The following is a 19,889-nucleotide window of genomic DNA, read 5'->3' as shown; positions in this document are numbered from 1 at the left end:
ATCCGATCGCACGGGCGAGGAGGCCCGCCGCATGTCCGCACGTTTCCACACCACCTACCACGTCACCTGCCCCGCCTCCGAGATCGAGGCCCGCGCCCGCGGCATCGCCGTCGAGCAGAGCGTCGAGATGCCGCTGGCCGCGATCGAGGACGAGCGCGTCATGGCCGAGATCGTCGGCCAGGTCGCCGGCATCCGCGAGTTGACGCCCGGCGCTTTCGAGGTGCGCGTGGCCCTCGCCGTCGAGACGGTCGGCGAGGATGCCGGCCAGATGCTGAACATGATCCTCGGCAACAGCTCCATGCATGCCTGCGTGTCGCTGGTCGATGTCGAGATCGCACCGGAGTTCGAAGCGGCCTTCGGCGGCCCGCGCCACGGCATCGAAGGGCTGCGCGCGCGCGTCGGCGCCGGCGCACGGCCGCTGACCTGCACCGCGATCAAGCCGCAGGGCATGCCGGTGGACCGGCTGGCGAAGCTTGCGCACAAGCTGGCGCTGGGCGGGCTGGATTACATCAAGGACGACCACAGCCACGCCGACCAGGCGTTCTCGCCCTTCATGCAGCGCGTGCCGGCGATCGCGGCCGCGGTGCGGCAGGCGGCGGCGGTGACCGGCCATCCCACCCGCTACGTGCCGATGCTGTGCGGCGACTGGGGCCGCATGCAGGCGCAGCTGCGCCTCGCCCGCGAGGAAGGCATCGACACGGTGATGATGGCGCCGATGCTCTCGGGCGTGGCGACGCTGCAGGCGATCGCGCGGGAATGGCCGGACATGGCGATCCTGGCGCATCCCTCGATGACCGGCGGCGGGCAGATCGCGCCGGAGCTGCTGTTCGGCAAGCTGTTCCGGCTGTGGGGGGCGGACGCGCTGATCTTCGCCAATTACGGCGGGCGCTTCGGCTTCAGCCAGGAGACCTGCCGCCGCCTGAGCGAACTGGCACTGGCGCCGAACCCGCGCCAGCGCGCGGCGGTGCCCACCCCCGCCGGCGGCATGGAACTCGCCCGCGTGCCGGAACTGCTGGACTTCTTCGGTCGCGACGTGATGCTGCTGATCGGCGGCAGCCTGCTGCTGGCGCGCGAGCGCATCCCCGAGGAAGGCGCCGTCTTCCACCGCGCGGTCGTGGAGTATTTCGCATGACGGAGACCATCCCCCCTCGCCTGCGCGCCTTCCGGGACGGCTATCGCTGGGACGAGGTGGAGCACCGGCCCTACAAGGAAGACGGCAGCGCCCCGTTCCGCGCCATCTCCCGCCAGATCCTGTTCGACGAGGCCCCGCTCTCCTGCGAGCTGCGCTACTTCGAGATGGACGCGGGCGGGTATTCCACGCTGGAACGCCACGAGCACATGCACGGGGTGATGATCCTGCGCGGCCACGGCACCTGCCTGCTGGGAACCGAGGTGCGCAAGGTGGCGCCGTTCGACCTGGTCACCATTCCGCCCTGGACCTGGCACCAGTTCCGCGCCACCACCGAGGCCCCGATGGGCTTCCTGTGCATGGTCAACCGCGAACGCGACCGGCCGAGCCTGCCGACCGAGGCGGACCTTGCCGGGTTGCGGGCGCATCCGGCGGTGGCAGCGTTCCTGGACGGGAAGTAAGGAAGGCCAGGGCGCTGCCCTGGACCCGGCAGGGGCCACACGGCCCCTGCACCCCAAAAGCGCTGCGCGGCAAGGAATGGGTTCCAAGGGCGAAGCCCTTGGTGGAGGTCCAGGAGGCAAAGCCTCCTGGTGGGGCGCGGGGCAACGCCCCGCCACTCTTCAGGCGTCCGGGCCAGGAAACTTTGCCCCCCGCTCGAACAGCAGCCGGTGCAACGTCTTCGGCCCGATCGCCCGGCTGACCTCGCGGAACCCGAAGAACGGGATCAGCGCGACGAACATGATCAGGGCGCGCGCCACCAGTCCCTTCCAGCCGCCCCGCTCGTAGACCTGGATGCTTTCGGCGACGTGCTGCCCGTGCAGGGCGCCCACGGCCACATGTTCGATCACGTGGAAGATCATCAGTACCAGCGCGAAGGTGAAGGCGCCGTACAGGATCGACCAGATCAGGGCACGGTCCCGGAAGCGGGTGCCGACATTCAGGGCCTCGGCGATGAACATGACCTTGCCGAGCACCAGCGCGTTGATGAAGGCGAAGCCCTGCTCTTGTAGGCTGACATGCGCCTCGTCGAGGATGATCGTCCGGTACAGGTCGAACAGCGCCAGCAGCGCCCAGAGATAGACCACGATAACGGTAATGCTGCGCAGCTCCTTGGCGGCGCGTTGTCGCAAACGATGACTTCCCCCCTGTGCCGGGACGGCATGGAGCGGCGATGGCGCGTCGGACATGGCGGTGCTCCTCCACACTGTTCAGACATGCCGTCCGGCAGGGTCGCCGGCCTCGGCGTGACGTCCCTTCACCCGCTCCCGCACGGACTGGAACACGACGTAGAGTGCCGGGATGACGAAGATGCCCAGGAAGCTCGCGGCGATCATGCCGGCGAACACCGGGGTGCCGACATTCCGCCGGGCCAGCATGCTCGGCCCGACGGCGATGACCAGCGGCAGCAGGCCAAGGATGAAGGCGAAGCTGGTCATCATCACCGGCCGGAAGCGCAGCCGGGCCCCATCGGTCGCCGCCGTCAGCAGCGGCACGCCGCGTTCGCGTTCCGCCTTGGCGAATTCAACGATCAGGATGCCGTTCTTGGCCGCCAGCCCGATCAGCACCACCATACCGATCTGGCCGTAGAGATCCAGCGTGCCCCCGACGAGCACGATGCCGACGAAGGCCCCGAGGATGCCGACGCTGACCGAAAGCAGCACCGGCACGGGAATGGTCCAGCTTTCATACAAGCCGACCAGGAAGAGATAGGCGAACAGCAAAGCGAAGGCCAGGATCAGCCCGGTCTGCCCGCCGGCGCGGCGTTCCTGGAAGGCGGTGTCGGTCCAGGCGCCGCGATAGCCGGGCGGCAGGGTGCGGGCGGCGACCGCCTCCATCGCCAGCAGGCCCTGGCCGGAGGAAACACCTGGTGCCGGCTCGCCCTGCAGCGTGACCGCGCGCAGGTTGTTGTAGCGGATCAGCGCCTGCGGCCCCTGCTCGATGCGCACTTCCAGCAGGCTGCGCAGCGGCACCATGGCCCCGTCATTGCTGCGCACGTTGATACGGTAGATGTCATCGACGGCGGCGCGGTCGGTGGCCTCGGCCTGCACCTGCACCTGCCAGGTACGGCCGAACAGGTTGAGGTCGTTGACATAGGTGCCGCCGAGATTGGCCCCGAGCGCCTGGAACACCGAGGAGAGCGGCACGCCGAGCACCTGCGCCTTCTCGCGATCGATGTCGAGATAGACCAGCGGACTGGTGGCGGAGAAAGTGCTGAACACGCGGGTCAATTGCGGGTCCTGGTTGGCGGCGATGGTCAGGCCGCGCACCACCGCCGCCATGGCCTTGGGATCGCCGCCGCGCACGTCCTGCACCACGTAGGTGAAGCCGCCGCCGTTACCCAGGCCGATGATCGGCGGCGGCGCCAGCGGCACCACCACGCCGTCGCGCACGCCGCGGAATTCGCGTGCGAGGCGGGCGAGCACGGCGGGGGCGCCGGAGGCCGCATCGAGGCGGTGCTCGAATTCCTTCATCGACACCACGATGAAGGCGGCGTTGGACTGGTTGTAGTTGTCGATGAAATTAAGGCCGATGGTGCTGGAAACATCCTCCGTCGTCGGCTCCTTCGCCAGGATGTCTTCCACCGCGCGCACCGTCGTGGCGGTGCGGCTGACGCTGGCGCCGTCGGGCAGCTGGATGACCACGAAATAGGCGCCCTGGTCCTCCTGCGGCAGGAAGCCGGTCGGGGTGAGCTTCGACAGCGCGCCGGTGCCGAGGAAGCACAGCAGCACGATCGGCAGGCTGATGATGGACACCCGCACCAGCCGCGCCACCACCGCGCCGTAGCGGTCGCGCACCCGGTCGATGAAGCGCATCACCGCCCCGATCGGGCCGCGCCGCGGGCCATGGTGGCGCCGCAGCAGCACGGCGCAGAGCGCGGGCGAGAGCGTCAGCGCGTTGATCGCCGAGATGAACATCGACACCGCGACGGTCACGGCAAACTGGCGGAACAACTCGCCGGAGATGCCGGGGATGAAGGCGACCGGGACGAAGACGCTGAGCAGCACCAGGGTGATGGCGATGATCGGCCCGGTGATCTGCGCCATCGCCGCCTTGGTCGCATCGGGAACCGACAGCTCCGGACGCTCCTCCATCACCTGCTCGACATTCTCCACCACCACGATGGCGTCATCGACGACGATGCCGATCGCCAGCACCACCGCGAGCAGGGACACCGAGTTGGCGGAATAGCCGATGGCGTTCAGCACCACGAAGCAGCCGACCAGGCTGACCGGCACGGCGATGGTGGGGATCAGCGTGGCGCGCCAGCTGCCGAGGAACAGGAACACCACGGCGACCACCAGGACGAAGGCCTCGATCAGGGTCTTCTGCACCTCGTGGATGGTGGCGCGGACGAAGGTGGTCGGGTCGTAGGTGACCTTCCAGGCCATGTCGTCGGGGAAGTCGCGCTGCTGGGCCGTCAGCAGCGCCTTCACCGCATCGAGCGTGGTGAGCGCGTTCGCCCCAGGCGCCTGGTAGATGGCGATCAGCGAGGCGGGTTTGCCGTTGAACTGGGTGGCACGGTCGAGGTTCTGTGCGCCAAGCTCGATACGGGCGATGTCGGAAAGCCGTAGCACCGACCCGTCGGGATTGGTGCGGATGATGATGTTCTCGAATTCCTCGACCGAGGCAAGCCGTCCCTTGGTCTGGATGTTCAACTGGAATTGCTGGTCGTCGCTGATCGGCCGCGCGCCGATGCGGCCCACCGCGGCCTGCGCGTTCTGGCTCTGGATCGCCTGGATGACGTCGTTGGTGGTCAGCCCAAGCCCGGTGAGCCGGTCGGTCTGCACCCAGACCCGCATCGCATAGTCCTGCGGTCCGAACATCATCGCATCACCGACACCGGGCGTGCTGCGAATCTGGTCGAGCAGGTTGATGGTGACGTAGTTGCTCAGATAGAGCGGATCGTAGCTGCCCTTGGGCGAATAGACCGCCACGACGCCAAGCAGTGCCGAGGACTTCTTCTTGACCGTCACGCCCTGCTGGCGGACTTCCTGCGGCAGCTTCGCCAGCGCGACCTGCACGCGGTTGTTGGTGTTGACGGTGTTGATGTCGGGATCTGTGCCCAGCTCGAAGGACAGCAGCAACGAATAGCTGCCGTCGTTGCCGCTGACGCTTTTCATGTACATCATCTTGTCCACGCCGACGATCTGGGCCTCGATCGGCTGGGCGACGGTGGACTCGACGACGGCGGCGGAAGCACCGGGAAAGGTGGTACTCACCTGCACCTGGGGCGGCACGATGTCCGGGTACTGCGCCACCGGAATCACCGCGAGTGACAGCAGGCCGGCGATGGTCATGACGATGGAGATGACCGCCGCCAGCCGCGGCCGGTCGACGAAGACGGCGGAGATCATGGCTCAGACCTCCTTGGCCGGGCCGGCCACCACGGCCGCGCCGGGGCGCAGCGTGGTGATACCATCCACCACCACCTGCTCTCCGCCCCGCAGTCCTTCCTCGACGACGATGTTGCGGCCCACCTGCTGCCCGGTCCTCAGGCGCCGCACCACCGCCTTGCCGTCCTCGACGATGAAGACATAGGCCCCCTGCTGGTCGAGCACGATCGCGGATTGCGGAACGACGATCTGCTCCTTCGGCGTCGGCCCTTCGACCCGCACGCGCACGAACTGCCCATCGACCAGTTCGCCTTTCGGATTGGGGACGGTGGCGCGCACCAGGATGGTGTCGGTGCTGCGGTCGACCGTCACGTCCACGAAGTTGAGCCGTCCCGGCTCGGGATAGACCGACCCGTCGGAGAAGCGGATCCGCACCACCGCGGCGCTCCGTGCCTCTTCCACGCCCTCGGTCCTGAGGCGCAGGAACTCACGCTGGCTGACCGGGAAGGTGACGTACATGGGATCCTGGCTGACGATCCGCGCCAGCGGGCCGCTTTGGGGGCTCACCACATTGCCGACCGTCACCGAGGCCCGGCCGATCTTGCCGGTGATCGGTGCGGTAATGCTGGTGTAGCCAAGATTGATCTCGGCGGTCTGCAGGTCGGCCTGGGCCGCCATCACCCCGCCGCCCGCGGTCTTTTCCGCCGCCACCCGTTCATCGCGCACCGCGACCGAGGTGGCGCTGGTCTTGACCAGTTCCTCGGCGCGCTGGCGCTGGATGGTGGCATTGGACAATTGTGCCTGGGCCTGCAGCAGCGCGCCGCGCGCCTGTTGCACCGCCGCCTGGAACGGCGGCTGCTCGATCAGGAACAGCTTCTCGCCGGCACGAACGATATCGCCTTCGGTGAACTCGACCTTTTCGAGATAGCCGGTGACGCGGGCGCGCACTTCCACCCGTCCCGTTGCCTCCACGCGGCCGACGAACTCCATCCCCTGGGTGACCGGTACGCTGGCGGCGGTGACGACGCCGACCGGCACGGTGGGTGCCGCCTGCTGGGCAGCGGTGGGCAGGGCTGGCAACACGAGAAAGGCGGCAAGAAGCGCGTACTTGCGCATGGCATGTTCCGGATATTGCAGGATCAGGCAAGGTATCGTTGCGCCGGCAGCCGCACACAGGGGGCCAGGGCCGGAACGCCGCGATCAATCACCGGGCGCGGCGGAGTCCAATGCACTCTTCGGCCATGAAAAGAACAGCCCGACCTCTCCCGGTACACCGGCTTGATAGCTGACGATGCGCGCGGAAAAGGCGAATCCGCCAGGTTCGAGACTGGCCTTCCAGAAATCATAGACCTGCCGTGCGCCGCCCGGCAGCGTCGCCAGCCAGGCCGGCTCGCGCAAGGCGGCCGCTTCTTCTTCCTTGTCGGGCTTGTTGATCGGCGGCAGGTCGGCGTTGTTCACCGCGCGTCCGCCATCCGAGCAAAAGCTGCTGGGGAATGACACCAACATCAGTTCAGTCTCGCCCCGCTCGAAAGCACGCCGGATGCGGTTCACCACGATCTCGCGATGCGCCTCGGTCATCTGGAACGTATCGAGCCGACGCTTGTAGTCAGCGAGTTCCTCCGCCGCCTGTTGCCTGAGATGTTCCTCGGCCTCCTTCTCCTTGCGCAGCCGGGCCTCGCGCTCGGTGAACAACGTGGTGGTCGACAGGATCGGTTGGGTTGCGCTCGACATTTCCTATCCCCACGATTGCGGCGATGCAGGCGCCGCAGTTGACACGAATGCCGCTCCTTCGACGTTACAACAGCACGTGCGGAGAGAGGCGCCCATGCCACAAATCAACGGCATCCCCTGATTTCATAACACGAAATCTTGAGTAGTTGCCGCCTGAACAGGCTCATTTAAACTGAGCTGGATCAGCACGGGATTTCTCTTGTTTGTGTGATATGAAGTCCCAACAAGAGCGACCTCAGTCCCGCCGTCACCACCCCGGGAGATTACGGTGGCAAACCAATCCCCCTTCGCGATCCCCGCCCTGCCTGACTTGGGCGTGCCGAATCCCGTGCAGGAATACTGGATCGACGCCTGGCAGCGTGGGATCCTGTTCCTCGACGTGCTGCGCCAACGGGGCAACATCGCCCGTGCCCACAATGCCCGCCCGGCCCCGAACGTGCTCAGTTTCGAGCCCGAGCTGCTGCTCGACGGACGCACATTCGATCATCCGGTGAACTATGGCCTGGTGCGAATCGTCCCGCCGCCCGACACCCGCATCGATCCGCAGAAGCGCCCCTTCATCGTGGTCGATCCGCGCGCCGGGCACGGTCCCGGCATCGGCGGCATGAAGCATGACAGCGAGATCGGCGTGGCGCTGCAGGCCGGCCATCCCTGCTATTTCGTCGGCTTCCTGCCCGATCCCGTGCCCGGCCAGACGGTCGGGGATGTCTGCCGTGCCGAGGCGATCTTCGTCGAGGCCGTGGCGGCCCGGCACCCGGACGCCGAAGGCAAGCCGGTGCTGATCGGCAACTGCCAGGCCGGCTGGCAGATCATGATGATGGCGGCGCTGCGGCCGGACCTGCCCGGCCCGATCCTGCTGGCCGGCACACCGCTGTCCTACTGGGCCGGGGTGCGCGGGAAGAACCCGCTGCGCTATCTGGGCGGCGTGCTCGGCGGCACCTGCTGGACCGCGCTGGCCGGCGACATGGGGGGCGGAATCTTCGACGGGGCGCACCTGATCGCCAATTTCGAGTCGATGAACCTGGCCAATACCGTGTGGCAGAAGCCGTACAACCTCTACGCCAAGGTCGACACCGAGGCGCCGCGCTTCCTGGAGTTCGAGACGTGGTGGGGCAGCCCGGTGCTGCTCGAAGCCGGGGAGATGCAGTGGATCGCCGACAATCTCTTCGTCGGCAACCGGCTCGCCACGGGCGAATTGCGCAGCGGCGACGACACGCGCATCGATCTGCGCAACATCCGTTCACCCATCATCGTGTTCTGTTCCTGGGGCGACGACATCACCCCGCCACAGCAGGCGCTCGACTGGATCACCGATCTCTATGCCGAGGACAGCGAGATCGTCGCCGCCGGCCAGACCATCGTCTACACGCTGCACCAGAGCATCGGCCATCTCGGCATCTTCGTCTCCGGCAAGGTCGCAACCAAGGAACACGGCGAGTTCGCGACCTGCATGGACATGATCGACCTGATGCCGCCCGGGCTCTATGAAGCGGTGATCACCGAGGTTGCCCCCGATACCGGCAATCCGGAGTTGATCCAGGGCCGCTACCTGTTCCGCCTGGAGGCGCGTGGTCTCGCCGATATCCGTGCGCTCGGCGGCAATGACGCCGCGGACGACCTGCGCTTCGCCACGGCGGCGCGGGTTTCGGAGATCAATCTGGGCCTTTATCGCACCCTGCTCGCCCCGGCGGTGCGCGCGACGGTGACGCCCGAGGCAGCGGCGGCGCTGCGGCAACTGCATCCCAACCGGCTGCGATTCGCCGCCTTCTCCGACGAGAACCCGCTGATGCCGCCGGTGGCGGCCCTGGCGGAGACGGTGCGGGCCACGCGCCGGCCGGTCGCGCCGGACAATCCGCTGCTGGCACTGGAACAGGCCGCCTCGTCCTGGATTTCCACCTGGCTGCATGCCTGCGGCACCGCGCGCGACATCGTCACCGAGCATGTCTTCCTGACCACCTACGGCTCGCCGCTGCTGCAGGCGCTGGTGGGGTTGGGCACCGGGGAGCAGCCGGAACCGCGCCGCATCGAGCGCGACCTCCTGCGGGAAGCCACCGAGGCGCGGCGCGATGCGGACCTGGCGACCCGCTTCGAGACCGGCGGCCCGCCCGAGGCGGCGATCCGCGCGCTGGTCTATGTCCGGCTGCCCGAGCACAGCGCCGACGAGCGCGGCTTCTCCATGCTGCAGGCGATCCGCAAGGAACAGCCGCTCGACCGGCGGATCAGCCAGGCCCGGCTGAAGGAGATGCTCACCGAGCAGTTCCTGCTGCTGCGCCACGACCAGGAACGCGCGGTGCGGGCGCTGCCGGCGCTGGTGGCGGAGGCGGCGCAGCGGCGCGCCGTGCTGGCGGCGCTGCGCCGCCTGGTGGCGGCGACCGGCACGTTGTCCGAGGAAGGCAAGCGCCGCCTGGCGCGCATCGAGACCCTGCTGGGCACCAGGGAATCCTCGCCGCCGAAGCAGGAGACGGCCAATGCCTGAAGACCGCCCCCAGCAAGGGCAGCACCCGGAGCGGCCGCGCCACGACAAGTACGAGCGCCTGATCGAGGCGGCACGGGAGTTGCAGCCGACCCGCACGGCGATCGCCCATCCCTGCGACGAGGTGTCGCTGCAGAGTGCCGTGGAGGGCAGTCGCCTCGGCCTGATCGCACCGGTCCTGGTCGGACCGGCGGCGCGCATCCAGGATATCGCCGCAAAGGCGGGATTTGACATCAGCGGCCTGCCGATCGTGGACAGCGCACATAGCCACGATTCGGCGGCGAAGGCGGTGCAGCTGGTCACGCTCGGCCGCGCCGAGGCGTTGATGAAGGGCAGCCTGCACACCGACGAGGTGATGGGCGCGGTGGTGGCGCGGGAGGGCGGCATCCGCACCGCGCGGCGCATCAGCCACTGCTTCGTCATGGACGTGCCGGGCCATGCCGATCCGCTGATCATCACCGATGCCGCCGTCAACATCGCGCCGACGCTGGATGAGAAGGTGGACATCGTCCAGAACGCGATCGACCTTGCCCACGCCATGCGCTTCCAGGAAGTGCGGGTGGCGATCCTGAGCGCCATGGAAACCGTCACCGCCAAGGTGCCGTCCACGATCGAGGCCGCCGCCCTGTGCAAGATGGCCGAGCGCGGGCAGATCACCGGGGCGCTGCTGGACGGCCCGCTCGCGCTCGACAATGCCATCAACCCGGAGGCGGCACGGATCAAGGGCATCGTCTCGCCGGTGGCGGGACACGCCAACGTGCTGGTCGTCCCCGACCTGGAGGCGGGCAACATGCTGGCGAAAAGCCTATCCTTCCTCGCCGGCGCCGACGCCGCCGGCATCGTGCTCGGCGCGCGCGTGCCGATCATGCTGACCAGCCGTGCCGATTCGCTGCTGACCCGGCTGGCGTCCTGCGCCGTCGCGGCGCTGGTGGCGGAAGCGCGGCGCGCCAGCATGAGCTCGGCCATTCCTGGCTGAGCTTCGGCCGCAAAGGAATATCACCCCATGTCCGACAACATCCGGCCGGTACTGGCGGGACAAAAAGCCCTGGTGGTGGGCATCGCCAACGACCAGTCGATCGCCTATGGCTGCGCCAGGGCGTTCCGTACCGTCGGCGCCGATCTCGCCATCACCTGGCTCAACGACAAGGCAAGGCCGCATGTCGAGCCGCTGGCGCAGGAGCTGGGGGCGCAGATCACCGCGGCGCTGGACGTCTCGGTGCCCGGCGAGCTGGAGGCCGTGTTCGAGCTGATCCAACGGCTCTGGGGACGGCTCGACATCCTGGTGCATTCCATCGCCTTCGCCCCGAAGCAGGACCTGCAGGGCGGCCTGCTCGACTGCTCGGCCGAGGGTTTCTCCAGGGCGATGGACATCTCCTGCCATTCCTTCCTGCGCATGGCGAAGCTCGCCGCCCCGCTGATGCAGGACGGCGGGACGATGTTCGCCATGAGCTACTACGGCGCCAACCGCGTCGTGCCCAACTACAACGTCATGGGCCCGGTCAAGGCGGCGCTGGAGGCGTCGTGCCGCTACCTGGCCTATGAACTCGGGCCGCGCGGCATCCGCGTGCACGCGATCTCGCCGGGACCGCTGAAGACGCGCGCCGCCTCGGGGCTGAAGGATTTCGGCCTGATCCTGAACGAAGCCGCGCAGAAAGCGCCGCTCGGCGAGCTGGTCGATATCATGGATGTCGGCTTCGCCTGCGCCTACCTGGCGACCCCGCTGGCGCGGCGGATCACCGGCGGCACCGTCTACGTGGACGGGGGGGCGAACATCGTCGCCTGATGACCCCCATGCAAGGATGCATCGCCGTTCTCAACGCCGGCTCCTCCAGCATCAAGTTCGCCATCTACGATGCCGGCGCGGACGCACCGGCACGCTTTCGCGGGCAGATCCAGAGCATCGGGCTGAAGCCGGAGCTGCTGGTCCGTGACCGCGACGGCAACGAGGTGTTGCGCGGGAGCTGGCCGGCCGATGGCTTCGACCACGACGCCGCCACCCAGGAAATCCTGCAGGCCGGCCAGACGCTGCTGCGGCACGAACCGGTTCTCGCCGTCGGCCATCGCGTGGTGCATGGCGGGCTGGACCATGCCGCGCCGGTGCGCGTCGATCCGGCGCTGATCGCGTCTCTGGCGAAGCTGGCACCGCTGGCGCCGCTGCACCAGCCGCACAACCTCGCGCCGATCCGCACCATCGCCGCCCAGGTGCCCGACCTGCCGCAGGTTGCCTGCTTCGATACCGCCTTCCACCGCTGCCAGGCCCCGGTGGTGCAGTCCTTCGGCCTGCCCCGCCGCTTCCATGACGAAGGAGTGCGGCGCTACGGCTTCCACGGCATCTCCTACGAATACATCACATCCCGACTGCCCGATGTCGCGCCGGCGATCGCGCGGGGGCGTCTGGTGATCGGGCATCTCGGCAACGGCGCCAGCCTGTGCGCCGTGCAGGATGGACGCAGCGTCGCCAGCACCATGGGCTTCACCGCGGTGGACGGGCTGCTGATGGGCACGCGCTGCGGCGCGCTCGATCCGGGGGTATTGCTCTACCTGATGGACACGCACGGCATGGATGCGCGCGCCATCGAGGACCTGATCTACCGCCGCTCCGGCCTGCTCGGCGTTTCCGGCATCTCCCCGGACATGCGCAGCCTGCGTGCCTCCGCCGCGCCGGAGGCGGCGGAGGCGATCGCGCTGTTCGTGCATCGCATCGTCCGCGAGATCGGCTCGATGGCCGCCGCGCTGGGTGGCATCGATGCCCTGGTGTTCACCGGCGGCATCGGCGAGAACGACGCCGCCACCCGCGCCGAGGTCGCGCGGGGATGCGCCTGGCTTGGCCTCACGCTGGACCCGGAGCGCAACGCGGCCGGCGGCGGCTGCATCAGCGCCGAGGGCTCGCGGGTCGCGGCCTGGGTCGTCGCCACCGACGAAGAGCGCATGATCGCGCGCCATACCGCCGCCCTGCTGGGACTTGCAGCCGGGACGGAGAGACAGCAACAGGAGGAGTGACGAGATGAGGCGGCTGATCCTATCCGCCGGCGTGCTCGCGGCAGCCCTGACCGGGGCGGCGCAGGCAGCGCTCACACCCGATACCTTCCAGATCCGCACGGCCGGCGATCTGGTCAGCCTGTGCGCGCCGTCCACCTCCGACCCCAACGCGGTCGCGGCCGTGCACATGTGCCAGGGCTTCCTGGTCGGCGCCTACACGGTGCTGAAAACCGACCAGGAGGCGAATCCGCGGCTGCGCCTGTTCTGCACGCCCGAACCGCCCCCCTCACGCAACGATGCCATCGCCGCCTTCATCACCTGGGTGAATGCGGACCCGTCGCGTGCCGCGCTGCCGCCGGTTGACGGCGTGGTGGGCTATCTGCACCAGGCCTATCCGTGCCCGGTCCAGTCCAGCGCCCAGACGCGGAGGAAATGATGCGCGGACTGACGCTCGCGCTTGGCACCGTATTGCTGCTCGCGGGCTGCGCGGACATGTCGCCCACGCAGCAGCGGGCGCTGACCGGCACTACCGGCGGCGCCGCCGCGGGCGCGGTGATCGGCGCCATCGCCGGCAATGCCGGGCTCGGTGCCGCGATCGGCGCCGGCGCGGGCCTCGCCGGCGGGCTGCTGTATAATGCGCACAAGGAGTCGGAGCAGGCCGCCTACCAGGCCGGCGTGCAGGCGGGCCGCAACAACCGCGCCTCAAGCTCGTCGTACTGACCCCGTCCATGCGCGGGGGGCGGGCCGCGATGGTAACGGCATCGCGGCCCATTCCCTGTACCCGCAGGCACATGAAGCAGACGCATCCCTGCACGCCAGGACACGATGCTCCCCCTTTCCAACCGCCCCGGCAGGAGCGATCGTGCAACGACCCTGGCAAGGTACGCCGCTCCCCCGCTGCAGGAGACCCAGAATGCGCATCTCCGTTGTTATCATCGCCCTGCTGCTGCTCGCCGGCACCGCGCAGGCGCAGGTCAATCCCTGGCGCAACAACCGTACGGCACCGCGCCTGACCGAGGCGGACACGGCGCTGATGCACCAGGCGGCGCAGAAGCTGCTCGATGCCCCCAACCCGCCGGTGGGACGCATCGAGCACTGGAGCAACGCCGAGACCGGCGCAGCCGGCACGGTGACCTTCCGCGGCCCTCGCAGCCACACCGCGCAGGGGCAGAATTTCGCCTGCCGGCACCTTGAATATACCACGACGGTGCACGGCCGCAGCGGCGAGCGCAGCGCCGAGGTGGACTGGTGCCGCACCAAGGACGGCAGCTGGAAATTGTTCTGAGTTTCTTTGGCGCGCATGTCCCGGGCGCTTCGATCGGACCGGGTATCAGTTTCTGGTGACACGCGCCCGTACAGGCCGCCCGAGGTTGAAACGGACAGGGCCCGGCGGCATCGTCGCCGCCGCGGCCAGCTCGCCGCGAATCCCGGGAGAAACACGCCATGAAACCTGCGCATTGCGCAGCCGTCGCTGTCTTCGTGCTCGCGTTGACCGCGGCAGGCACGCCCCTGCTCGCCCAGGGTGCCGCCACGGCGACGGACCAGCAGGCCGGACCGGTGGTCACCGAGACGCGCACGACCACGGCGACGGTCGAGACGATCGACCAGGAAAAACGCACCGTCCTGCTCAGGACCGGCGATGGCACCCTGCTGACGGTCCAGGTCGGCCCCGAGGTACGCAACCTCGCCCAGGTCCGGCCGGGTGACCGCGTCACCGCCACCTACCGCGAATCAGTCGCCGCCGCGATCTCCAGGCCCGACAGCCCGCCGCTCACCGCCGGCGCCTCCGTCACCCGGGCCGTGGAAGGGGAACGCCCCGCCGGCGAGACGGCGCAGGAAGTCACCGCGCGCGTCCGTATCCTCGCCGTCGACACTCGCGCCAATACCGTGACCTTCCTTGGCCCGTCCGGCCTGCCGCGCATCATCGCGCTGCGTGACCCGGGCATGCAGCGCTTCGCGGCGACGCTGCAGCCAGGCGACGATGTCGACGTGACCTATACCGAGGCCCTCGCCATCCGCGTCGATCCCGCGCCGCGCTGACCACCCTCACCGCAGCGATGGCCCCGGCCGGAGCCGGCCACGCCCGCTCCGGCCGGGGCCGCGGACAGCGTGAAGCATGATCACCTGGAGGCATCCCGACATGACGCGCCTGCACGGCCATCCCTTCCTGCGCGGCGTTCCACACGCCTTTTCCCCGGCCGCGGTGCTGGCAATGCTGCTGCTGGTGCCGGCCTACGCGCGCGCGCAGGACACGGCCGAGGAGGCGCACCGGATCCTGAAGGCGATGTCCGATTATCTGGCGCAGCAGAAGGTGATCCGGGTGACGCTCGACTCCGACATCGAGGTAATCACGCCGGAGCTGCAGAAAATCCAGTTCACCAGTTCAGGCAGCGCACTGCTGCAGCGACCCGACCACCTGCGGGCACAGCGGGCGGGCGGTTCTTCCAGCGTGGACCTCGCCTTCGATGGCCGGACCGTCACCTTCCATGGCGAAACCACCAGGGCCTATGCCCAGTTCGATGCCCCTGGTTCGGTCGACCAACTGGTCGAGCGGTTGCGCGACCAGTACGGCATCGCCACGCCGGGCGCGGACCTGCTGGGCAGCGATGTCTACACCACCCTGACCGCCGACGTGGTCGAGGCTAGGCATGTCGGCCGTGGCTTCGTCGATGGCATCGCCTGCGAGCATCTTGCCTTCCGCGATGTCGACACCGACTGGCAGATCTGGATCGAGCCAGGCGAGCGACCGATTCCGCGCAAATACGTCATTACCAGCAAGACCCTCGCCGGCGGCCCGCAATATACGATGCGCATCCGGGAATGGCGGACCGACATCGTCCCGACCCCGGACGCGTTCGCCTTCACGCCCCCTGCGGATGCGAAGAAGGTAGCGATCGAGGACCTCGCCGGCATCGACGAGGTTCCCTCGGGCGGGGTGCCGGGCAGCCGGCAATGAACCGCGGGCCGGGCCATTTTCGTTGTCTTTCATCAGCGTTTTCCGGAGCAACCACCGACCTCCTGATTTGGTGGTGTAACGGAAATCCGGCTCCCTGCCTGCGATCTTGCGCTGTCGCGATGGTGCGTCTACGGACAATCCTGCCTCGGAATGCACCAGAGGCCAGGATATGATGCAACGCAGAGGAATCGAAGGCGTTACGTTGGCCATGCACCGTGCAGGTGGGCCAACGCCATACCATGGTGGCAGATCATGACCACCGATCCATCGTACCGGGGGATCTTCGCGGTGGCGCGGCGCGTGCCGGGGCTGGTGGTGCCGCACGACACCCGACTGCAGCATTTCTTCGCCAGCTACACCGAAGCCGGCACGGCGGACCGCGCCTTCCATGTCGAGGCCATGGCCCGGCGGGCCGGCAGGCCGCCGAGGCATGGCTCGCGCGCACCTGGCGCTGAACCTGCGCTACCCCTCGATGAGCGAAGCCTCGATGCCCACCTGATCGCGGTACGCCGGCGTCCCCAGCGCTTCACCGCAGCCGGACGGCGCGGGCGCGAGGTGCTGGAACGGCTGCACAGCCCGGCCGCCTATGCCGCAGGACTGGTCCAGGCCGCGCGCGAGAGCATGGCCGGGCACGCAAGGCGACAGGCGATCGATCTGGCGCGGGTCGCGGTCGGTCACATGATGGACATCCAGGGCGGCCCGCCCTGGCCGGTGCTGCAGGACAGCGTGGCCCGCGCGATCGTCGCCCTCACCGGGTCCACCAGCCGATGAGCCGGCCCCTCCCCGGCTTCTCCGGCGGTGCGGTCGCGCCATGAGGCGGTTTTCAACCATTCTTGATGGACGCAGGTTTGTTCGGCGTGGACGGGCAATGCGGCGCTGGTTTCACCACATGCACGCAGAGTCCCGTTGAATGCACGCAGGGTCCCGTTGATCCCGTATCACCTGCAACCTAGTATCCATAAGGAGCTGGGCGATGATCCGGCCGGGAGGACGTCAATGACACAAGAACAAAAATGGCAGCCCCGCCGGGAAGGCGGCTGGGTGGCCCGGATTGGCGCGCTGAAGCTGTTGGTCCTGCCGGGCGAAACCTGGGTCCGCTACCTGATCCTTCGCCCCGAGGAAAACGACGATCCGCCGTCGGAGGTGCTGCTGCGATCCGGGACCAAGGAGGACATCGGCGCCGCCATGCAGGCCGCCGAAACCGATGCCGGCAAGCTCGAGGCGCATTTCGCCGCCCTGCACCGGGCGGCATGACGCCGCGTATCTCCCGCGTCCCGCCCCCTAGCCTCGCCGGCCGGAACCGATCACCGAACCAGCGCCATTGGACCCTGCACCGGGGGCGTCCCGGCCCGTGAGGTCGGTCGGCGTGGTCACCGGATTTCCCGGGATGCCGGCGCACGCGGCCAAGGTGCAACCGATCCCAGTCAGCAGCATGATCACCAGGATCACTTTGGCGGTCATTGCCCCCCCTTGCGAAACACCGCACCTCGGCACTTTGATGAGTGGGTTCAAGGGATCGTCCGAAAAGAGAAGATCATGGCCACCATCCGCAGCATGTTTCCTGCCGAAGTTGACCTGGCACTCGGCTGGGCCGCCGAGGAAGGCTGGAACCCCGGCCTGGGCGATGCCGCGGCTTTCCGGATTGCCGACCCGCAAGGCTTCCTGGTCGCCGAGCAGGACGACATCCCGCTCGGCTGCATCTCGGCGGTGTGCTACGGGCCGGAGTTTGGCTTCCTCGGCCTCTATATCGTGCGCCCCGGCCATCGCGGCCGTGGCATCGGCATGGCGCTGTGGCGTGCCGCCATGGCGCGGTTCGCCGGGCGCAGCGTCGGGCTCGACGGAGTGATCGCGCAACAGGAGAATTACCGACGCTCCGGCTTCGCGTTCGCGCATCGGAACATCCGTTTCGCCCTGGCCGACACGCCGCGCCCGCCGGCGCCGTCACCCGCCGATTTTGCACTGCAACCGGCCGCCACCCTGCCCTTCGCGGCGATCGCCGGACTGGACCGGCTGTGTTTTCCCGTCCCGCGCGAGGCGTTCCTGCACCACTGGCTGGCGGCCCCCGGCCATGTCGCCCTGGCGGCCATCGCCGATGGAACGGCAAGAGGCTACGGCGTGATCCGCCCCTGCCGGGACGGGGCGAAGATCGGTCCGCTGGTGGCGCAGGACGACGGCGTCGCCGCGGCGCTGTTTGCCGGCCTGCTTGCCGCCGCCCCGCCCGGCCCGGTGTTCCTCGACGTGCCGGAGCCGAACACCGCGGCGCTGGCACTGGCGCAGCAGGCCGGCATGACGCCGGTGTTCGAGACCGCGCGCATGTACACGGGCACCGCGCCCATGCTGGCCCTGGCGCAGGTTTTCGGCATCACGACGTTCGAGCTGGGCTGACCTCCGCACGCAGCTTTTCGATCGCGGCCGGGTCGAACAGCGCGCGCACGCCCTCGCACATGGCCAGCACGCGCCGGGCGTCGTCGGGCTCCGGCTCGCCGTGATGGTAGTCATCGACCGAGCAGATGTTGAAGATCCGGTCGAGTGAACGGATCTCCCCGACCAGCGCCGCCGGCACCGCGACCACGCTCTCCGCCGCCAACGCCAGCGCGGTGTAGTTGTGGTTGAACGGCATCGCCCCGTGCAGGGCGCACAGGGCCACCAGGTAGCGCTCCAGCGCCACCGAGCCAACATTGAACACCAGGCTCGGCCGCTGGCCCTCCGCGGCGAACTGGGCAGCCCGGCGATGATAGCCCTGGGCGTCGCGCCAGCTCCGCTCGAACATCTCCCGGTCCGCCTCGATCATCTCGTAGCCCATGGCCCCGCCTTCCGGTTCCCTGAAACGCCAATGGTCGCTCACCGCCACCGGGACGGAGGCATCCCTCCCCCGCCCCGGAACGCCGATCACCACACGTTCAGGATCCACTCCTTGTTCTTCTTGTGCTCCATGTCGGTGAACAGCGCGTTGGCCATCTGCTCGGCGAGCCAGGTCGCACCGGTGTAACCGACCACCGGGTAGCGATAGAGCCCGGCACGGTCATAGGTCGGGAAGCCCACCCGCACCATCGGGATGTTGTACTCGATCGAGACGAAGCGTCCCTTGGAATGGCCGAGGATCAGGTCCAGTTCGAGCCCACGGTTCTTGATACGATCCTCCAGCTCCCACAAATCGGCGTTGCTGATGATCTCCATGTCGAAGTCGACGCCGTCCTGCAGCGCCTTGATCCGCGGATCATCCCCATAGGCCGCGTTGTCGTCGCCGAGCAGCAGCAGCACCGGCTTCATTTCCAGATCGAGGCAGAACTCGGCGAGCCCGATCACCAGGTCGGGATTGCCGTAGATCGCGACCTTCTTGTCGGCGAGGAACATGTGGGTCAGGTCGGTGATCGCGTCGATGGCCACGCCGCGCGCCTCCACCAGCGAGCGCGGGATCGGCTTGCCGGTCAGACGGCGCAGGGTGTGCAGGAAGGTGTCGGTGTTGCGGATGCCGATCGGGCTCGGGCCGATCACCGCCGGCACGCCGAACTCTTCCTCCAGGTAGGTGGCGGCCTTGGCGCCCTCGTAGCGGTTCAGCGCGACCGTCGCCAGCGCGCTGCCGGTGCTCTGCAGGTCGGCGATGGTGGTGGCGCCGTGGGACACCGCGCTCTTGTCGGGCATCAGCGGCGAGTCGAAGCTCTCGATTTCGAACAGCACCGTGGCGTCGACATCCATCTCGTGCAGCAGCGACTTCAGTTCCTTCACGTCGCCTGGGTTCGCCCAGCCGGTCAGCAGGTTGATCTTGCCGTTGGGCTCGCCCTTCTGCGCGAAGTGGCGGACGAAATCGCGCACGGCGTTGTCGTAGCCGTGCACCATGCTGCCGACGAAGCTGGGCGTATGCACCGGGATCAGGTGGATCTCCCGGTCGGCGAACTTCTCCTTCAGCAGGCCCTCGTTGAGCTTGTTGACGAGCCCGTCGACGTCGTCGCCGATGATCTCGGTGGAACAGGTGGTGATGATCGGCACCACCTTCACATGCGGATAGCGGGTCAGCAGCACGTCCACCGCCGTCTCCACCCGGTCGAGCGCGCCGAACACCGCGCCGTCCTCGTGCACCGAGGAAGACGCGATCTCGAAGCTCTCCTTCAGGTGCTGGGAGATCAGCAGGCGGACAAACATGACGCAGCCCTGGCCGCCATGCACGATGCCGATGCAATCCTTGATGCCGATGCTGGCGTACTGCGCACCGGCTGGCTGACAGGTGAAGATCGGATTGATCGTGCCAAGCCGGTCCTTGGCCTTCAGTTCGCAGGTCATGAGGGGTCC

21 protein-coding genes are annotated in these 19,889 nt (G+C 68.2%); 14 read left to right on the top strand and 7 right to left on the bottom strand.

The genetic code is table 11. From position 1 onward, the window contains the following. Nucleotides 1-31: 31 nt before the first annotated feature. The gene (locus NBY65_RS24215; RefSeq protein WP_150041624.1) at nucleotides 32-1,132 is read left to right on the top strand and encodes a RuBisCO large subunit C-terminal-like domain-containing protein; all 1,101 of its coding nucleotides are present in this window, start codon (nucleotides 32-34) and stop codon (nucleotides 1,130-1,132) included. Next, the gene (locus tag NBY65_RS24210) at nucleotides 1,129-1,590 is read left to right on the top strand and encodes a cupin domain-containing protein (RefSeq protein WP_150041623.1); all 462 of its coding nucleotides are present in this window, start codon (nucleotides 1,129-1,131) and stop codon (nucleotides 1,588-1,590) included. The genes NBY65_RS24215 and NBY65_RS24210 overlap by 4 nt, the downstream gene beginning before the upstream one ends. 159 nt (nucleotides 1,591-1,749) lie before the next feature. On the opposite strand, the gene NBY65_RS24205 is transcribed toward NBY65_RS24210, so the two are convergent. The 4 genes from NBY65_RS24205 to NBY65_RS24190 all read right to left on the bottom strand — a co-directional run bounded on the left by NBY65_RS24205 (nucleotide 1,750) and on the right by NBY65_RS24190 (nucleotide 7,194). Beyond that, on the bottom strand, nucleotides 1,750-2,316 hold the full coding sequence (locus NBY65_RS24205) for a hypothetical protein (protein WP_150044059.1): 567 nt from the start codon (nucleotides 2,314-2,316) through the stop codon (nucleotides 1,750-1,752). Nucleotides 2,317-2,337: 21 nt separating this feature from the next. Continuing rightward, nucleotides 2,338-5,484 carry an efflux RND transporter permease subunit gene (locus NBY65_RS24200; RefSeq protein ID WP_150044061.1) on the bottom strand — a complete coding sequence of 1,049 codons (3,147 nt, stop codon included), beginning with the start codon at nucleotides 5,482-5,484 and terminating at the stop codon, nucleotides 2,338-2,340. A gap of 3 nt (nucleotides 5,485-5,487) precedes the next feature. Continuing rightward, a complete protein-coding gene (locus NBY65_RS24195) occupies nucleotides 5,488-6,579 on the bottom strand; it encodes an efflux RND transporter periplasmic adaptor subunit (protein ID WP_150044063.1) in 1,092 nt (363 codons plus the stop codon). Between the two features lie 84 nt (nucleotides 6,580-6,663). After that, on the bottom strand, nucleotides 6,664-7,194 hold the full coding sequence (locus tag NBY65_RS24190) for a hypothetical protein (protein WP_150044065.1): 531 nt from the start codon (nucleotides 7,192-7,194) through the stop codon (nucleotides 6,664-6,666). 268 nt (nucleotides 7,195-7,462) lie between these two features. On the opposite strand from NBY65_RS24190, the gene NBY65_RS24185 reads away from it, so the two are divergent. From NBY65_RS24185 to NBY65_RS24135, 11 genes are all read left to right on the top strand, one after another. After that, the gene (locus tag NBY65_RS24185) at nucleotides 7,463-9,670 is read left to right on the top strand and encodes a DUF3141 domain-containing protein (RefSeq protein ID WP_239003062.1); all 2,208 of its coding nucleotides are present in this window, start codon (nucleotides 7,463-7,465) and stop codon (nucleotides 9,668-9,670) included. Further along, nucleotides 9,663-10,643, top strand: a complete 981-nt coding sequence (locus NBY65_RS24180; protein ID WP_150044067.1) for a phosphate acetyltransferase — start codon at nucleotides 9,663-9,665, stop codon at nucleotides 10,641-10,643. The genes NBY65_RS24185 and NBY65_RS24180 overlap by 8 nt, the downstream gene beginning before the upstream one ends. Before the next feature lie 27 nt (nucleotides 10,644-10,670). Further along, nucleotides 10,671-11,450, top strand: coding sequence for an enoyl-ACP reductase FabI (fabI, locus tag NBY65_RS24175; protein WP_150044069.1), 780 nt, complete (start codon nucleotides 10,671-10,673; stop codon nucleotides 11,448-11,450). Continuing rightward, nucleotides 11,450-12,667, top strand: coding sequence for an acetate/propionate family kinase (locus tag NBY65_RS24170; protein ID WP_338110436.1), 1,218 nt, complete (start codon nucleotides 11,450-11,452; stop codon nucleotides 12,665-12,667). The genes fabI and NBY65_RS24170 overlap by 1 nt, the downstream gene beginning before the upstream one ends. A gap of 4 nt (nucleotides 12,668-12,671) precedes the next feature. Further along, the gene (locus tag NBY65_RS24165) at nucleotides 12,672-13,082 is read left to right on the top strand and encodes a Rap1a/Tai family immunity protein (RefSeq protein ID WP_150044071.1); all 411 of its coding nucleotides are present in this window, start codon (nucleotides 12,672-12,674) and stop codon (nucleotides 13,080-13,082) included. Then, nucleotides 13,082-13,366, top strand: coding sequence for a glycine zipper family protein (locus tag NBY65_RS24160; protein WP_150044072.1), 285 nt, complete (start codon nucleotides 13,082-13,084; stop codon nucleotides 13,364-13,366). Before NBY65_RS24165 ends, NBY65_RS24160 begins: the two co-directional genes overlap by 1 nt. Before the next feature lie 193 nt (nucleotides 13,367-13,559). Continuing rightward, nucleotides 13,560-13,931, top strand: a complete 372-nt coding sequence (locus NBY65_RS24155) for an RT0821/Lpp0805 family surface protein (RefSeq protein WP_150044074.1) — start codon at nucleotides 13,560-13,562, stop codon at nucleotides 13,929-13,931. Nucleotides 13,932-14,089: 158 nt separating this feature from the next. Then, complete coding sequence (locus tag NBY65_RS24150) at nucleotides 14,090-14,686, top strand: hypothetical protein (protein ID WP_150044076.1); 597 nt, start codon at nucleotides 14,090-14,092, stop codon at nucleotides 14,684-14,686. Between the two features lie 76 nt (nucleotides 14,687-14,762). After that, nucleotides 14,763-15,602: a DUF2092 domain-containing protein gene (locus NBY65_RS24145; protein ID WP_203330670.1), complete on the top strand. Its 840-nt coding sequence runs from the start codon at nucleotides 14,763-14,765 to the stop codon at nucleotides 15,600-15,602. Between the two features lie 252 nt (nucleotides 15,603-15,854). After that, complete coding sequence (locus NBY65_RS24140) at nucleotides 15,855-16,373, top strand: hypothetical protein (RefSeq protein WP_150044078.1); 519 nt, start codon at nucleotides 15,855-15,857, stop codon at nucleotides 16,371-16,373. A gap of 225 nt (nucleotides 16,374-16,598) precedes the next feature. Further along, entirely contained in the window at nucleotides 16,599-16,856 is a 258-nt protein-coding gene (locus NBY65_RS24135) for a hypothetical protein (protein ID WP_150044080.1), read from the top strand. Nucleotides 16,857-16,883: 27 nt separating this feature from the next. Here the strand turns inward: NBY65_RS24135 and NBY65_RS24130 are convergent, their stop codons facing one another. Then, nucleotides 16,884-17,063, bottom strand: coding sequence for a hypothetical protein (locus tag NBY65_RS24130; RefSeq protein ID WP_150044082.1), 180 nt, complete (start codon nucleotides 17,061-17,063; stop codon nucleotides 16,884-16,886). 75 nt (nucleotides 17,064-17,138) lie between these two features. Here NBY65_RS24130 and NBY65_RS24125 point away from each other — a divergent pair, with 75 nt between their 5' ends. After that, complete coding sequence (locus tag NBY65_RS24125) at nucleotides 17,139-17,987, top strand: GNAT family N-acetyltransferase (RefSeq protein WP_203330671.1); 849 nt, start codon at nucleotides 17,139-17,141, stop codon at nucleotides 17,985-17,987. Here NBY65_RS24125 and NBY65_RS24120 read toward each other — a convergent pair. Beyond that, complete coding sequence (locus NBY65_RS24120) at nucleotides 17,965-18,513, bottom strand: hypothetical protein (protein ID WP_203330672.1); 549 nt, start codon at nucleotides 18,511-18,513, stop codon at nucleotides 17,965-17,967. The genes NBY65_RS24125 and NBY65_RS24120 overlap by 23 nt on opposite strands. After that, nucleotides 18,492-19,880 carry a Fe-only nitrogenase subunit beta gene (gene anfK, locus NBY65_RS24115; RefSeq protein WP_150044084.1) on the bottom strand — a complete coding sequence of 463 codons (1,389 nt, stop codon included), beginning with the start codon at nucleotides 19,878-19,880 and terminating at the stop codon, nucleotides 18,492-18,494. Before anfK ends, NBY65_RS24120 begins: the two co-directional genes overlap by 22 nt. Nucleotides 19,881-19,889 lie beyond the last annotated feature (9 nt).

The organism is Rhodovastum atsumiense (genome assembly GCF_937425535.1).
In the GTDB taxonomy this organism is placed as follows: Bacteria; Pseudomonadota; Alphaproteobacteria; order Acetobacterales; family Acetobacteraceae; genus Rhodovastum; species Rhodovastum atsumiense.
This window is presented reverse-complemented; position numbering and strand designations above follow the sequence as displayed.

Coding starts and splice junctions, on each gene's coding strand:
- NBY65_RS24215 (WP_150041624.1), top strand. CDS start 32: ATGTCCGCACGTTTCCACACCACCTACCACGTCACCTGCCCCGCCTCC.
- fabI (WP_150044069.1), top strand. CDS start 10,671: ATGTCCGACAACATCCGGCCGGTACTGGCGGGACAAAAAGCCCTGGTG.
- NBY65_RS24145 (WP_203330670.1), top strand. CDS start 14,763: ATGATCACCTGGAGGCATCCCGACATGACGCGCCTGCACGGCCATCCC.
- NBY65_RS24210 (WP_150041623.1), top strand. CDS start 1,129: ATGACGGAGACCATCCCCCCTCGCCTGCGCGCCTTCCGGGACGGCTAT.
- NBY65_RS24170 (WP_338110436.1), top strand. CDS start 11,450: ATGACCCCCATGCAAGGATGCATCGCCGTTCTCAACGCCGGCTCCTCC.
- NBY65_RS24200 (WP_150044061.1), bottom strand. CDS start 5,484: ATGATCTCCGCCGTCTTCGTCGACCGGCCGCGGCTGGCGGCGGTCATC.
- NBY65_RS24165 (WP_150044071.1), top strand. CDS start 12,672: ATGAGGCGGCTGATCCTATCCGCCGGCGTGCTCGCGGCAGCCCTGACC.
- NBY65_RS24190 (WP_150044065.1), bottom strand. CDS start 7,194: ATGTCGAGCGCAACCCAACCGATCCTGTCGACCACCACGTTGTTCACC.
- anfK (WP_150044084.1), bottom strand. CDS start 19,880: ATGACCTGCGAACTGAAGGCCAAGGACCGGCTTGGCACGATCAATCCG.
- NBY65_RS24160 (WP_150044072.1), top strand. CDS start 13,082: ATGCGCGGACTGACGCTCGCGCTTGGCACCGTATTGCTGCTCGCGGGC.
- NBY65_RS24140 (WP_150044078.1), top strand. CDS start 15,855: ATGACCACCGATCCATCGTACCGGGGGATCTTCGCGGTGGCGCGGCGC.
- NBY65_RS24135 (WP_150044080.1), top strand. CDS start 16,599: ATGACACAAGAACAAAAATGGCAGCCCCGCCGGGAAGGCGGCTGGGTG.
- NBY65_RS24180 (WP_150044067.1), top strand. CDS start 9,663: ATGCCTGAAGACCGCCCCCAGCAAGGGCAGCACCCGGAGCGGCCGCGC.
- NBY65_RS24155 (WP_150044074.1), top strand. CDS start 13,560: ATGCGCATCTCCGTTGTTATCATCGCCCTGCTGCTGCTCGCCGGCACC.
- NBY65_RS24125 (WP_203330671.1), top strand. CDS start 17,139: ATGGCCACCATCCGCAGCATGTTTCCTGCCGAAGTTGACCTGGCACTC.
- NBY65_RS24150 (WP_150044076.1), top strand. CDS start 14,090: ATGAAACCTGCGCATTGCGCAGCCGTCGCTGTCTTCGTGCTCGCGTTG.
- NBY65_RS24205 (WP_150044059.1), bottom strand. CDS start 2,316: ATGTCCGACGCGCCATCGCCGCTCCATGCCGTCCCGGCACAGGGGGGA.
- NBY65_RS24130 (WP_150044082.1), bottom strand. CDS start 17,063: ATGACCGCCAAAGTGATCCTGGTGATCATGCTGCTGACTGGGATCGGT.
- NBY65_RS24195 (WP_150044063.1), bottom strand. CDS start 6,579: ATGCGCAAGTACGCGCTTCTTGCCGCCTTTCTCGTGTTGCCAGCCCTG.